Consider the following 12,894-nt stretch of genomic DNA (forward strand, 5'->3'; position numbering starts at 1 on the left):
GACGACGACGACCTGCGCGAGGCGCTCTCGGAGCAGCTCGTCATGACCGAGGATTTCGAGGTCTTCGAGGCGGCGACCGGCGCGCAGGCGATGGAGCGGGTCAAGAGCCAGATCCACGACCTCGTGATCCTCGACGTGGGCCTGCCGGATACCGACGGCCGCGAGCTCTGCAAGGTGATGCGCAAGCAGGGCGTGAAATGCCCGATCGTCATGCTGACCGGACAGGACAGCGACGCCGACACTATCCTCGGCCTCGACGCGGGCGCGAACGACTACGTGACCAAGCCGTTCAAGTTCCCGGTGCTCCTCGCCCGGATTCGCGCCCAGCTGCGCCAGCACGAACAGTCCGAGGACGCGGTCTTCACGCTCGGCCCCTACACCTTCAAGCCAGCGATGAAGATGCTGGTGACCGAGGACGACCGCAAGATCCGCCTGACCGAGAAAGAGACGAACATCCTGAAGTTCCTCTACCGCTCGACCGAGGGCGTCGTGCCGCGCGACGTGCTCCTGCACGAGGTCTGGGGCTACAACGCGGGCGTGACGACCCATACGCTCGAGACGCACATCTACCGCCTGCGCCAGAAGATCGAGCCCGACCCGTCGAACGCGCGCCTCCTCGTGACCGATTCCGGGGGCTACCGGCTGGCGGGCTGAGGCGCGGCCCGCGCACCCGGACGACGGACATGCTGACGGTCTCCGACCGCGCGCCCGAGGACGTCCGCGCCGAGCGACGTGTTTCGCGATGTCCGGGGCGACGGCGCGGGCGTGCCCCCATGCCCGCGAGACGAACGGTCAGCGCCTGCGCCGGACGATCGGTCCAACCGTCGATCAGCGCCGCGTGCCCGGGCCCTCGCGCGACCGGCTGACGGGGCCGCGCGAAAACCGCGCGACCTTGCGCCAGATCAAAGTATCAGGGGGCGGCGCGGGCTAGACACGGACTCATCGGTACCCGCGCATGTCCGGGTCATGACATGCACCTCCCTGTTGGACCTGGCCGGGCGTCTCGCCCGGCCTTTTTTCTTGCGCGCCCCTCCCCCGGGCGACGCGAGCGCGGCGACGTGCGGCCCGGCCGCGCCGCGCTCGCGATCACCGCGTCGGACATGCCCGCGCGGCCCCGGCCACGGCCCGGACGAGGTGCGTCGCGCGCAGGGCCGTGCAACGGCGCAGGCGACGCCCGGCCCGTCCGCCTCACGCAGCGGCCACCCCGAATCGACCGCCCGCCCGCGCGCCCGCCACCGCAGGGCGCGCGCGGAACCACGGGGCCCGCGCGGGCGCTCTTGCATCGGCGGCGCGGGCGGCTAGGGTCGCGCGCGCGGATCAAGGCCCCGGAACCCGGCCCCGACACATCGCACGGAGCGCGCCACATGGCACAACGGCTGCACCTCGTCTTCGGCGGAGAGCTCGAAAACCCGAGCGGGACGAAGTTCCGCGACGTGGACGACATCGACATCGTCGGCATCTTTCCCGACTACAAGAGCGCCTACGACGCCTGGAAGGCCGCGGCGCAGCGGACGGTGGACAACGCCCACATGCGCTACTTCATCGCCCACCTGCACCGCCTGCGCGACGAGGAGACGCCGGCCTCCCCCACCGAGGAGCTGGACGGCTGACACGCGCGGGCGGGGTCCTGTCACGCCTCGGGCCGCACCTGGGGCGGCGGCTCGGCCGGGCGCGCGGCGCACCGCCGCCCGAGGCGCCCCCGCCGCGGCCCGAGGGCGAGCTCGTCTGGATCCACGTCACCGGCGCCGCGCGGCGCGCGCCGCTCCTGCGGCTGGGACAGCGCCTGCGCGAGCTTCGTCCGGGGCTGTCGCTGCTCTTCACCGCCGACGGCGAGGTCACGCCCCCCGCCCGGCTGCCCGACGCCGCGGCCTGGCAGGCGCTGCCGCCCGACGCGCCGGGCGCCGCGCAGCGCTTTCTCGCCCATTGGGCGCCGGACTGCTGCCTCTGGAGCGGGGGCGCGATGCCGCGCGCGCTGATGGCGGCGGCGGCTCAGGCCGGGGTGCCGCTGTTCCTCGTCGACGCCGCGGAGGCGGATCTGGACCGCGGGGCGCGCGCGTGGTGGCCCCCTGTGGGCCGCCGGCCCGAACTGCGCCGCTTCGACGCCGCCCTCGCCCGCGACGAAGCCGTGGCGCGACGCCTGCGCCGGGCCGGCATGGCGGCGGAGGCGATCTCCGTCGCCGGCCCGCTGCAGGAGGGCGGCGGCCCCCTGCCCTGCGACGAGGGGGAGCTTCAGCACCTCGCCGGCGCGCTCGCGGGGCGGCCGGTCTGGCTCGCCGCGATGACGCAGCCGGGCGAGGTCGCCTCCGTCCTGCAGGCGCACCGCGCCGCGATGCGGCTCTCGCACCGGCTGCTCCTGATCCTCGTGCCCGACCGCCCGGAGGACGGCCCGGCCGCCGCCGAGGCGCTCGCCGCCGCCAACCTGCCCACGGCGCGGCGCACGGCCGGCGAGCGGCCGGAGGACACGACGCAGGTCTACCTCGCCGACACGCGCGGCGAGATGGGCCTCTGGTATCGCCTCGCGCCGGTCACCTTCATGGCGAGTTCGCTGGAGGCCGGCCACGGCGGGCGCGACCCTTACGAGGCCGCGGCGCTCGGCTCGGCGGTGATCTACGGGCCGAACGCCTCCGGCCACCTCGACGCCTACGCCCGGCTCGTCGCCGCGGGCGCCGCGCGGCTCGTCAGCGACGCGACGAGCCTCTCGGCCGCGCTCTCGCAGATGATCGCGCCCGACCGCGCGGCCAGCATGGCGGAGGCGGGCTGGGCCGTCGTTTCGGCCGGCGCGGAGGTGACGGACCGGATCACGGACCTGGTGCTCGACACGCTCGACATCGGGCGCGCGGCCTGATGCGCGCGCCGGCCTTCTGGTTCACCGACCCGGCGCGCCCCGACTGGCGCGCCCGCGCGCTCGCCCCCCTCGGCCGGGCGACCGCGTGGGCGACGGCGCGCCGCGTGGCACGGGGGCCGGGCCTTGCCCCCGGCCCGCCGGTGATCTGCGTCGGCAACCTGAACGCGGGCGGCACGGGCAAGACGCCGACGGTGATCGCGCTCCTCGAGCGGCTCGCGGAGCGGGGCGTGGCGGCGCATGTGCTCTCGCGCGGGCACGGCGGGCGGCTCGCCGGGCCGGTGCAGGTGGACCCGCGCCGCCACACCGCCGCCGAGGTGGGCGACGAGCCGCTGCTCGCCGCGGCCTTCGCCCCCGTCTGGGTGGCGCGGGACCGCGCGGCGGGCGCCCGCGCAGCCGCCGAGGCCGGGGCGGAGGCGATCCTCATGGACGACGGGCTCCAGAACCCGGGGGTCGCGAAGGATCTCTCGCTCGTGGTGGTGGACGCGGCACTCGGCTTCGGCAACGGGCGGTGCCTGCCCGCCGGGCCGCTGCGCGAGCCGGTAGCGGCGGGCCTCGCGCGGGCGGACCTCCTGCTCTCCGTCGGGCCGGAGGCGGCGCAGGCGGCGTTCGCGCGGCGCTGGGGCGACGCGATCACGGTGCCGCATGCGACGGGGCGGCTGGAGCCGCTGCCGACGGGGATGGACTGGGCCGGCCTCCGCGCCGTCGCCTTCGCGGGGATCGGGCACCCGGCCAAGTTCTTCGCCACGCTGCGCGGCCTCGGGGTGGAGCTCGCGGCGACCCATGCGCTCGACGATCACCAGAGCCTCTCGCCCGCGCTGATGACCCGCCTCTCGCGCGAGGCGAAGGCCGCCGGCGCGCGGCTGGTCACCACGGAGAAGGACGCGGTGCGCCTGCCGGCCGAGTTCCGCATGGAGGCGCTGACGCTGCCCGTGCGCCTCGTTCTGGACGACGCGGCCCCCCTCGACGCGGCGCTCGACCGGCTCGGCGCCCAAGGCGCTTGAAAGTGCCTTGGCCAAGCGGTTTCGAAACCGCCTGGCCCCGTCGCCGGCGTCGCCCGGACGGGACGGCCGGTCTGCTCCCCGGGCACTGATCCCGCGACCGGGCGTGCGTCACGACGGGCCCGATACGGCCGCTGCGCCGGGACGTCGACGGCCGCGCCCCGCGCCATCGGACGCCACCCCGCACCCCCTCCGGGGCAGCCCAAGCGGTTTAGAAACCGCTTGGGCCCGGCTCAGTCGTCTTCGCCCAGTTTCGGCGAGGGGCGGTCGAGCTTCAGCTCGGCGTCGGAGAAGCGGAAGGGCGCGCGCACGCCGGGCACGCCGTCGAGGGTGACCTGCATCCCGCGCGCCTGCACCTGCGGGTCGGCGAAGACCTCGGCCATGTCGTTGATCGGCCCGGCGGGCACGCCCTCGGCCTCGCAGGCCGCGAGGAGATCGGCCTTCGCCCAGCCGCTCGTCGCCGCGGAGAGCGCGGCGAAGAGCGCCGCGCGGTTCTCCACCCGGTCGGCGTTCGTCGCGTAATCGGGCGCCCCGGCGAGCCCGTCGAGCCGCAGGAGCCCGCAGAGCCGGCGGTACTGCGCGTCGTTGCCGGTGGCGATGATGACGTGGCCGTCGGTGCAGGGAAAAACCTCGTAGGGCGAGAGATTGGGGTGCACGTTGCCCGTCCGCCCCGGCGGCGTGCCGGTGGCGAGGTAGTTCATCGCCTGGTTCGCGGTGACCGACACGGCGGTGTCGAGGAGCGCCATGTCGATCATCTGCCCGCGCCCGGTCTCGCGGCGCTGGTGCAGCGCGGCGAGGATGGCGACGGCGGAATAGACCCCGGTGAAGAGATCCGTCACCGCCACGCCCGCGCGCAGCGGCGTGCCGTCCGGCGCGCCGGTGATCGACATCAGCCCCGACATCCCCTGAATGATGTAGTCGTAGCCCGCGCGGTGCGCGTAGGGCCCGTCCTGCCCGAAGCCCGTGATCGAACACCAGACGAGGCGCGGCGCCTCCGGCGCGAGGCTCGCGTAGTCGAGCCCGTACTTGGCGAGCCCGCCCACCTTGAAGTTCTCGATCACCACATCGGCCCCGCGCACGAGCTCGCGGACCCGCGCGCGCCCGGCCTCGGTGCGGAAGTCGGCCGTCACGCTCGCCTTGCCGCGGTTGGCGGCGTGGAAATAGGCCGCCTCGCGCGCGCCGTCGCGCTCGATGAAGGGCGGGCCCCAGCGGCGGGTGTCGTCGCCCTCGGGGCTTTCGACCTTGATCACCTCGGCGCCGAGATCGGCGAGCACCTGGCCCGCCCAGGGGCCGGCCAGGATCCGCGCGAGCTCGACGACGCGGACGCCTTCGAGGGGTGCGCTCATTCCTCGCCCAGCGCCGCGTCGAGGATCTCCGAGAACTCCGCGTAGCTCATGTTCGAATAGGTCTCGCCGTCGATCACGAAGCTCGGCGTGGACTGGATGCCGTGCTCGGTCGCGTTCTCCTGGTACCAGGCGACGAGGCTGCGCAGCTTGTCGGCGTCCGAGAGGCAGGCCTCGACCTGCTCCTCGCCGAGCCCGGCGAGGCGCGCGATGCGGCGCAGCTCGTTCGCCACGGCCACGTCGCTGCCCGCGCGCGCCCAGTCGCTCTGCGCGTCGTAGATCAGGTCGGTGATGCCGAAGAACCGCTCCTCGCCGCCGCAGCGCGCGATCAGCGAGGCCCACATGCCGTATTTGTCGAAATAGACCTCGCGGTAGGTGAAACGCACCTTGCCGGGGTCGATGTAGTCCTCCTCGAGCTGCGGCAGGACGTTCTGGTGGAAGGTCGCGCAGTGCGGGCAGGTGTAGGAGGCGTATTCGATCACCTCGACGGGCGCCTCCGGGTCGCCCTTGGTCATCTCGACCACCGCGGGCGCCTCGGCCTCCTGCGCGGCGAGGGCGGCGGGCTGGAGCGGCGCGGGGCCGGCCCCCATGAGAACGGCGAGCGCGAGCGCGGCGGTCAGGACGGTGCGGGTCATGCGGTTCCTCTTCTGTCTAGCGGGTCGCGGAGGGGCCGGAGCGGGTGAGCACCGCGCGGCCCAGATCCTCGAGCGCGGCGCGCAGGCGGTCGTCCTGCACGGGCGCGGCGATCTCGGCGGCGCGGGCCTCCCGCGCCGGGTCGGGTTTCGGGGCGGGCCGCCGCGGGGCGGGGTCGAAGGCCGCCTGCGCCTCGGCGAAGCCGGCGGCGGCGGTCTGCGTGACCTTCACCCGCGCGATGGCGCGGTAGCCGTAGGCGGCGTTGATCCGCTCGCGCAGCGTCTCCTTCTGCATCTCGACGAGCGGCGCGTTGGCCCCCGTCGTCAGCAGCGTGAGCGTCGCGCCGAACTGCGGGCCGGAATGGGCCACCTTGACGGGGCGGGCGAGGCGGGCGATCTCCGGCCCCGCGACCTCGTCCCAATGGGTGAGCACCCGCGTCACCGCGAAGCCGCGCGCTTCCGCCGCCGCACGGATGCGCGGCTGAAGGACGCTCGCGGCGCGGGCGAAGCCGCGCCCTCTGTCGGGCCTCTGGGTCACGCTTGGCCTCCTCGGGGTCGCGCCTATTCTAGTGGCCCGCACCGAAGGTGCCACCCCGGATCGGAGAAAGGAGCCGCCCGCCCATGTCAACCCTGCGTGATCCGGCCGACGCGCTTCTGGAGTGGTACGACCGCCACGCGCGCGATCTGCCGTGGCGCATCGGCCCGGGGCCGCGGGCGCGCGGCGCGCGGCCCGATCCCTACCGCGTCTGGCTGAGCGAGGTGATGCTGCAGCAGACGACCGTGGCGGCGGTGCGCGACTACTTCCACCGGTTCACGACGCTCTGGCCCACGGTCGAGGCGCTGGCCGCGGCCGAGGACGGGCGCGTGATGGGCGAATGGGCGGGGCTCGGCTATTACGCGCGGGCGCGCAACCTCCTGAAATGCGCGCGCGTGGTGACGCATGAGCACGGCGGGCGCTTCCCCGAGACGGCGGAGGCGCTGCGCCAGCTTCCCGGCATCGGCCCCTACACCGCCGCGGCGATCGCCGCGATCGCCTTCGACCGGCCCGAGACGGTGGTCGACGGCAACGTGGAGCGCGTGATCGCGCGGCGCTTCGACATCCGCACGCCACTGCCCGCGGCGAAGCCCGAGATCGCCGCCCGCGCGGGCGAGCTCACGCCGGAGGCGCGGCCGGGCTGCTACGCGCAGGCGGTGATGGACCTCGGCGCGACGATCTGCACGCCGAAAAACCCCGCCTGCGGGATCTGCCCGTGGCGGGACGACTGCGCCGGGCGCCTCGCCGGGACGGCGGCGGAGCTGCCCGCCAAGACCCCGAAGAAGCCCAAGCCGGTGCGCCACGGCATCGCCTATCTCGCGCGGCGGGTGGACGGCGCGTGGCTCCTGGAGCGCCGGCCCGACAGCGGGCTTCTCGGCGGGATGCTGGGCTGGCCCGGCTCCGAGTGGACCGAGGGCGATCCCGCCCCCGCGCCCCCCATCCGGGCCGAGTGGCGCGACGTGGGCGCGGAGGCGCGGCACACCTTCACGCATTTCCACCTGCGCCTCGCGCTCCGGACCGCGCTCGTGCCGATGGAGCGCACGCCGGAGCGCGGCGCCTTCCTCCCGCTCGAGGAGTTCCGGCCCTCGGACCTGCCCACGGTGATGCGCAAGGCCTTCGACCTCGCCGCGAAGGGCTGACGCGCCGCATGGCGCGCGGGCTGCGCGGAAGATATACTTGCGCGCGAAAGAGAGACAGCCGCGAAGAGAGACGGGCGCGATGCAGGAGCTTCACACCATCCCCGCGAAAGAGGTGGCGCGCTGGTGGCGCGCCCTGCCCTTCTGGGCGTCGCTGGCGCTCGTCCCGCTGGCGTGGCTCGGCGCGACGCAGGGCGGCTGGGCGGTGATCCTGCTGCCGGTGGTGACATGGTATCTCTTCGCCGCGATCGACGCGGCGCTCGGGCTCGACACCGGCAACGCCGACCCCGAGACGCCGGAGGCGCATCTCGCCTGGTACACCGCCGTCACGCGCCTCTGGCCGGCGGTGCAAGCCGTCACGCTCTTCGGGCTGCTCTGGTACGTGCCGCGCGCCGCCCACCTCGGCACGCTCGAGACGGTGGTCCTGTTCTTCGGGGTGGGGGTGATGACCGGGACCATCGGCATCAACTACGCCCACGAGCTCATGCATCAGCGCAACCGGGCCGAGCGCTGGCTGGGCGACATCCTGCTGGCGATGGTGCTCTACTCGCACTTCCGGTCCGAGCACCTCCTGGTGCATCACCGCTACGTCGGCACGCCGCGCGACCCGGTGACGGCGCGCTACAACGAGGGCTTCCACCGCTTCTTCCCGCGCGTGCTGCGCCAGTCGGCGGTCTCGTCCTTCGCGGCCGAGCGCACCATGCTCGCCCGCAGGGGCAAGCCGTGGTGGGCGCCGGAAAACCCCTTCTGGCGTTACGCGGCGCTGCAGGCGGCGATGCTCGGCCTCGCCGCCGCGCTCGCCGGCTGGGTGGGGCTCGCGCTCTTCGTCTGGCAGGCGGTGGTCGCCGTCTGGCAGCTCGAGCTCGTGAACTACGTCGAGCACTACGGGCTGACGCGCAAGCACCTCGGCGACGGCAAGTACGAACACGTCAAGCCGCGCCACAGCTGGAACGCCGCGCACCGGGCCACGAACTGGCTTCTGATCAACCTGCAGCGCCACTCGGACCACCACTACAAGCCCGACCGGCGCTTCCCGCTGCTGCAGACCTACGCCGAGGAGGAGGCGCCGCAGCTGCCCTACGGCTACACGCTGATGGGGGTGATCGCGCTCATCCCGCCGCTCTGGAAGCGCGTGATGAACCCGCGGGTGAAGGCCTGGCGCCGCCGCTTCTACCCGGAGATCGAGGACTGGCGCCCCTACAACAAGGCGACGACGCCGCTGCCGCGGTGAGCGGGCCGCGCGCTCAGCGCACCAGCACCGGCGCCTGTCGCACGTAACCGCCGGTCTGCGCCGCGTCGAGCAGGAACTCCGCCACGTCGGCGCGCGAGATCAACCCGTTGCGCCACTCGCCCGGCTCGACGAGCACCCGGTAGCGGCCCGTGCGCGGCCCCTTGGTCAGGATTCCCGGCCGCGCGATCGTCCAGTCGAGCGCGCTCGACTGGATGGCGGCCTCCTGCCGGGACTTGTCGTCATAGGCCCGCCCCATCACCGCGCGGAACGGCAACCGCTCCAGCGTGGAGAGCGCGCGCCGACTCTCGCCCGCGCCGAAGCCCGTCACCGCCAAGAGGCGCCGCGGCCCCTGCGCCTCCATCAGCGGCACGAGCGCCTCCGTCGCGCGGGAAAAAAGCGTCACCGGCTTGTAGACGAAGCCGAGCCCCGGCGGCACGCCGAGCGCCATGATCACCGCCTCCTGCCCCTCGAGCGCCCGAGCGAGGTCGGCGGGGTCCGTGGCGTCGCCCGAGAACCGCTCGAGCGCCGGGCTTTCCTGCGTCATCGCCTCGGCGCTGCGCGCCATCGCGCGCACGGTGAGCCCGCGGTCGAGGCCCTGCTTCACCACCTCGAGCCCGATGCCGCGGCTCGCGCCGATCACCAGAATACGCTCCATCGCGCCCTCCGTCCTTTCACGAGGACATAGCGCGACGGCGGCGAGGAAAAGGGTGGCTCAGCCCGGCCGCTCCTCCATCTCCGCGCGGAGCTGCTGGCGCAGCACGTCGATGGGCACGCTGCGCCCCTCGCGGCGGAAGCACCAGTAGGTCCAGCCGTTGCACGACGGCGCCCCCTCGAGCGCCGCGCCCACCTGGTGGATGGAGCCGTTCACCCCGTCGGCCACCAGCGTGCCGTCGGCGCGCACCTTCGCGGCCTTGCCGTTGACCGAGGTCAGCACCTCGCCGGGCCGGAGCATCCCGCGCTCGACCAGTTGCCCGAAGGGCACCCGCGGCGCGGCGCGCTTCGAGGCGCTCACCTCCAGCGCGGCGCGGTCGTAGGGGCGCACCTCGGCGAGGCGCCGCTCGGCGAGCGCGATGTAGTCCTCGTCGCGCTCGATGCCGATGTAGTCGCGCCCGAGCATCCGCGCGACCGCGCCGGTCGTGCCGGTGCCGAAGAACGGATCGAGCACCACGTCGCCCGGGTTCGTGCAGCCGACGAGCACCCGATGCAGGAGCGCCTCGGGCTTCTGCGTGGGATGCGCCTTGTCGCCGTTGGCGTCCTTGAGCCGCTCGTGCCCGGTGCAGAGCGGGATCACCCAGTCGGAGCGCATCTGCACCCCGTCGTTCAGCGCCTTCAGCGCCTCGTAGTTGAAGGTGTAGCGCGCGCCCTCCTCCCGCGTGGCCCAGATCAGCGTCTCGTGCGCGTTGGTGAAGCGCCGGCCGCGGAAGTTGGGCATCGGGTTGGACTTGCGCCAGACCACGTCGTTCAGGATCCAGAACCCGGTGTCCTGCAGCGCCGCGCCGAGGCGGAAGACGTTGTGATAGGAGCCGATCGTCCAGATCGCGCCGTCCGGCTTCAGCACGCGCCGCGCCTCGGCGAGCCACGCCCGCGTGAAGGCGTCGTAGGCCGCGAAGCTGTCGAAGCGGTCCCAGGCGTCGTCCACCGCGTCCACGCGCGAGTTGTCGGGCCGGTGCAGATCGCCCCGAAGCTGGAGGTTGTAGGGCGGATCGGCGAAGATCAGATCGACCGAGGCCTCGGGCAGCCCCGCCATCACCTCGATACTGTCGCCGCGCAATATCTCGTTGCGCGGCACATCGGCCACGCGCGCCATGTCTTTCATCTCGTCTGCCTCTGTCCGGCGCGGTTCGCCGCGCTCCTGCCTCGCGCCCGACCATGCGGGAAGCCGCGAATCAGGTCAATTTATTTCTTTGAATCAGAGGCTTACGCGTCCGCCTTGATACAATATCTTGTGCACCGGCGCGAAGGACCGCCTATGGTGAGGGGTCACCCCGAGATCTTGCAGCGCCGCGAGATGCTGCCTTGAGGCATAGCCCATGTTCGTCTCCCAGCCGTAGCCGGGGTGCGCGGCGGCGAGATCGCGCATCAGCGCGTCGCGCGCCACCTTCGCCGCGATGGAGGCCGCCGCGATCGAGAGCGCCCGCGCGTCGCCCCCCACGATCGCCTCCGCCCCGCAGGAGAGCCCCTGCGGCACACGGTTGCCGTCGATCAGCGCGTGATCCGGCGCCTCGGGCAGCGCGGCGACGGCGCGGCACATCGCGCGCTCGGAGGCGGCGAGGATGTTGAGCGCGTCGATCTCCTCGACGCTCACATGCACGACCGAGACCACCGCGCAGGCCGCGAGCTCGCGCGCCAGCGCCGCGCGCCGCGCCGCCGTCAGCCGCTTGGAATCCGCGATGCCCTCGGGCACGCAGGCCGGGTCGAGCAGCACCGCCGCCGCGGTCACCGGCCCGGCGAGCGGCCCGCGCCCGACCTCGTCCACGCCGACGACGCGGCGCGCGCCGCGCGCCGCCGCCGCGCGTTCATGGCTGAAATCGGGGGCGTCCATGACGGCATCAAACCCGCCGCCCGCCCCGCGCGCAACCGCGACGTGGCGGCGCGCGCCGCAGCTCCGTCGCGCCGGACACGCGCCCCCATGGCACAGGCCCCGCCCGCGGCCCGCGCGCCGCGCTCCCTGCACCACCCGAACCCCATTGCGCCACGGAACACCTCGCCGCACCGACCACCGCAGACCACGCACCGCCGCGACAGGTCCGTCAGCGCCCGCACAGCCACCCGCCTCCCCCGGACCACGCCCCCGCGGCCGCCGGCGCGCGCCCCACCCCGCCCTTCTTCTTGGCGAAAATATCCCGGGGGGAGTCGCGCGCCCCGGCGCGCGACGGGGGGCAGCGCCCCCCTCGCAGCCCCCGGCCTCAGCGCTCCGTCAGCTTCAACTCGATCCGGCGGTTGCGCGCGCGCGCCTCGGCCGTGCCCCGCGGGTCGATGGGCTGATACTGCCCGAAGCCGTTGGCCGAGNCGCAGCCCCCGGCCTCAGCGCTCCGTCAGCTTCAACTCGATCCGGCGGTTGCGCGCGCGCGCCTCGGCCGTGCCCCGCGGGTCGATGGGCTGATACTGCCCGAAGCCGTTGGCCGAGAGGCGCGCGGGCGGCATGTCGTGCGCGTCGATCAGATAGCGCACGACCGACAGCGCGCGCGCCTGGCTGAGCTCCCAGTTGTCCTCGAAGGCCGCGCCGGGGCGGAGCGGCACGTCGTCGGTGTGCCCGTCCACCCGCAGCACCCAGTCGATCTCGTCGGGGATCTCGTCGATCACGTCCTTGAGGACCCCGGCCACCTCGCCGATCTCGGCCCGGCCCGCGTCGGAAAGCTTCGCCTCGCCGGGGGCGAAGAGCACCTCGGACGGGAAGACGAAGCGGTCGCCCTCGATCTCCACGCCCTCGCGCGCACCGAGGATCTCGCGCAGGCGCCCGAAGAACTCGGAGCGGTAGCGCTCCAGATCCTCCTTCTCCGCCGCGAGGCGCTCGGCGCGCGCCTCCTCCAGCTGGCGGCGGCGGCGTTCCTCGGCGGCGGCGCGGGCGAGCGCGGCGTTGAGATCCCGACCGAGCGTCTCGATCCGGACCTGCTGCGCCGCGTCGCGCTCGCGCGCGTCGTCGAGGAGCGCCTGCAGGCGGGAAAGCTGGCGGTTGAGTTCGCCCACCTGCTGATTGAGCAGCGCGGTCCGCTTCTCGGCCTCCTCGGCCGCGGCGCGCTCCTCCTCGAGCTGGCGCTCGGCGACGGCGAGCAGGCGGCGGCGCTCCGCGGCGGTCTCCTCCGCGTCGAGCCGGGCCGCGGCGGCGGCTTCGAGGCGGGCGCGCAGGTCCTCCGCCTGCGCTTCCGCCGCGCGTTCGGCGGCGAGCGCCGCGGCGAGGCGTTCGCGCGTGTCCGCGACATCGGCCTCCACCTCCCGCTGCGCGGCGAGCGCGGCGGCGAGGCGCCGGCCGAGATCCTCCCCGACGCGCTGCGCGGCCGCGGCCTCGGCCTGCTCCGCGCGCGTGCGTTCGCGCGCCGCCTCGGCGACCGCGGCGGCGAGCTCGGCCTCGAGCCGCGAGAGCTCGGACCCGGCCGCCTCGGCCTCCGCCTCGGCGGTCTCGGCCCGGGCGCGCGCCCGCTCGCCGGCGGCGAGCGCGGCGGCGAGGCGCTCCTCG

General features: G+C 74.3%; 13 protein-coding genes. 6 read left to right on the forward strand and 7 right to left on the reverse strand.

Features of this window, described 5'->3' with window-relative positions; all coding sequences use genetic code 11:
- The 4 genes from DRV84_RS13970 to lpxK form a co-directional block, all read left to right on the forward strand.
- Window positions 1-654: response regulator transcription factor (locus DRV84_RS13970; protein WP_147298869.1), on the forward strand; the 654-nt coding region annotated here is incomplete at its 5' end.
- 710 nt (window positions 655-1,364) lie between these two features.
- Window positions 1,365-1,610 carry a DUF4170 domain-containing protein gene (locus DRV84_RS13975; RefSeq protein WP_115981799.1) on the forward strand — a complete coding sequence of 82 codons (246 nt, stop codon included), beginning with the start codon at window positions 1,365-1,367 and terminating at the stop codon, window positions 1,608-1,610.
- 38 nt (window positions 1,611-1,648) lie between these two features.
- A complete protein-coding gene (locus tag DRV84_RS13980) occupies window positions 1,649-2,845 on the forward strand; it encodes a 3-deoxy-D-manno-octulosonic acid transferase (RefSeq protein WP_239995089.1) in 1,197 nt (398 codons plus the stop codon).
- Window positions 2,845-3,846 (forward strand): tetraacyldisaccharide 4'-kinase, encoded by a 1,002-nt coding sequence (gene lpxK / locus DRV84_RS13985; RefSeq protein ID WP_115981801.1) that lies wholly within the window; start codon window positions 2,845-2,847, stop codon window positions 3,844-3,846. Before DRV84_RS13980 ends, lpxK begins: the two co-directional genes overlap by 1 nt.
- 230 nt (window positions 3,847-4,076) lie before the next feature.
- Here lpxK and DRV84_RS13990 read toward each other — a convergent pair whose 3' ends face one another.
- Genes DRV84_RS13990 through DRV84_RS14000 form a run of 3 tightly spaced genes read right to left on the reverse strand, consistent with a single transcriptional unit; the run spans window position 4,077 to window position 6,356 of the window.
- Window positions 4,077-5,189 carry a CaiB/BaiF CoA transferase family protein gene (locus tag DRV84_RS13990; RefSeq protein WP_115981803.1) on the reverse strand — a complete coding sequence of 371 codons (1,113 nt, stop codon included), beginning with the start codon at window positions 5,187-5,189 and terminating at the stop codon, window positions 4,077-4,079.
- Window positions 5,186-5,821 carry a DsbA family protein gene (locus DRV84_RS13995; protein WP_115981805.1) on the reverse strand — a complete coding sequence of 212 codons (636 nt, stop codon included), beginning with the start codon at window positions 5,819-5,821 and terminating at the stop codon, window positions 5,186-5,188. Before DRV84_RS13995 ends, DRV84_RS13990 begins: the two co-directional genes overlap by 4 nt.
- A gap of 16 nt (window positions 5,822-5,837) precedes the next feature.
- A complete protein-coding gene (locus DRV84_RS14000) occupies window positions 5,838-6,356 on the reverse strand; it encodes a DUF721 domain-containing protein (protein WP_115981808.1) in 519 nt (172 codons plus the stop codon).
- A gap of 83 nt (window positions 6,357-6,439) precedes the next feature.
- On the opposite strand from DRV84_RS14000, the gene mutY reads away from it, so the two are divergent.
- Both mutY and DRV84_RS14010 read left to right on the forward strand, forming a co-directional pair.
- A complete protein-coding gene (gene mutY / locus DRV84_RS14005) occupies window positions 6,440-7,492 on the forward strand; it encodes an A/G-specific adenine glycosylase (protein ID WP_115981810.1) in 1,053 nt (350 codons plus the stop codon).
- Between the two features lie 79 nt (window positions 7,493-7,571).
- Complete coding sequence (locus DRV84_RS14010) at window positions 7,572-8,720, forward strand: alkane 1-monooxygenase (protein WP_115981812.1); 1,149 nt, start codon at window positions 7,572-7,574, stop codon at window positions 8,718-8,720.
- Window positions 8,721-8,733: 13 nt separating this feature from the next.
- On the opposite strand, the gene DRV84_RS14015 is transcribed toward DRV84_RS14010, so the two are convergent.
- The 4 genes from DRV84_RS14015 to DRV84_RS14030 all read right to left on the reverse strand — a co-directional run.
- Window positions 8,734-9,375: an NAD(P)-dependent oxidoreductase gene (locus DRV84_RS14015; RefSeq protein ID WP_115981814.1), complete on the reverse strand. Its 642-nt coding sequence runs from the start codon at window positions 9,373-9,375 to the stop codon at window positions 8,734-8,736.
- Window positions 9,376-9,432: 57 nt separating this feature from the next.
- Entirely contained in the window at window positions 9,433-10,536 is a 1,104-nt protein-coding gene (locus DRV84_RS14020; RefSeq protein ID WP_115981816.1) for a site-specific DNA-methyltransferase, read from the reverse strand.
- 93 nt (window positions 10,537-10,629) lie between these two features.
- On the reverse strand, window positions 10,630-11,262 hold the full coding sequence (locus DRV84_RS14025; RefSeq protein ID WP_115981818.1) for a ribonuclease HII: 633 nt from the start codon (window positions 11,260-11,262) through the stop codon (window positions 10,630-10,632).
- Between the two features lie 482 nt (window positions 11,263-11,744).
- The coding region (locus tag DRV84_RS14030) for a peptidoglycan -binding protein (RefSeq protein ID WP_115981820.1) at window positions 11,745-12,894 on the reverse strand (1,150 nt) is incomplete at its 5' end.

It is taken from the genome of Rhodosalinus sediminis, assembly GCF_003385555.1.
Taxonomy (GTDB): domain Bacteria; phylum Pseudomonadota; class Alphaproteobacteria; order Rhodobacterales; family Rhodobacteraceae; genus Rhodosalinus; species Rhodosalinus sediminis.

Excerpts from the sequence above, each read along its gene's own strand:
- DRV84_RS14015 (WP_115981814.1), bottom strand. The coding sequence starts at position 9,375 with ATGGAGCGTATTCTGGTGATCGGCGCGAGCCGCGGCATCGGGCTCGAG.
- mutY (WP_115981810.1), top strand. The coding sequence starts at position 6,440 with ATGTCAACCCTGCGTGATCCGGCCGACGCGCTTCTGGAGTGGTACGAC.
- lpxK (WP_115981801.1), top strand. The coding sequence starts at position 2,845 with ATGCGCGCGCCGGCCTTCTGGTTCACCGACCCGGCGCGCCCCGACTGG.
- DRV84_RS14020 (WP_115981816.1), bottom strand. The coding sequence starts at position 10,536 with ATGAAAGACATGGCGCGCGTGGCCGATGTGCCGCGCAACGAGATATTG.
- DRV84_RS14025 (WP_115981818.1), bottom strand. The coding sequence starts at position 11,262 with ATGGACGCCCCCGATTTCAGCCATGAACGCGCGGCGGCGGCGCGCGGC.
- DRV84_RS13990 (WP_115981803.1), bottom strand. The coding sequence starts at position 5,189 with ATGAGCGCACCCCTCGAAGGCGTCCGCGTCGTCGAGCTCGCGCGGATC.
- DRV84_RS13995 (WP_115981805.1), bottom strand. The coding sequence starts at position 5,821 with ATGACCCGCACCGTCCTGACCGCCGCGCTCGCGCTCGCCGTTCTCATG.
- DRV84_RS14010 (WP_115981812.1), top strand. The coding sequence starts at position 7,572 with ATGCAGGAGCTTCACACCATCCCCGCGAAAGAGGTGGCGCGCTGGTGG.
- DRV84_RS13975 (WP_115981799.1), top strand. The coding sequence starts at position 1,365 with ATGGCACAACGGCTGCACCTCGTCTTCGGCGGAGAGCTCGAAAACCCG.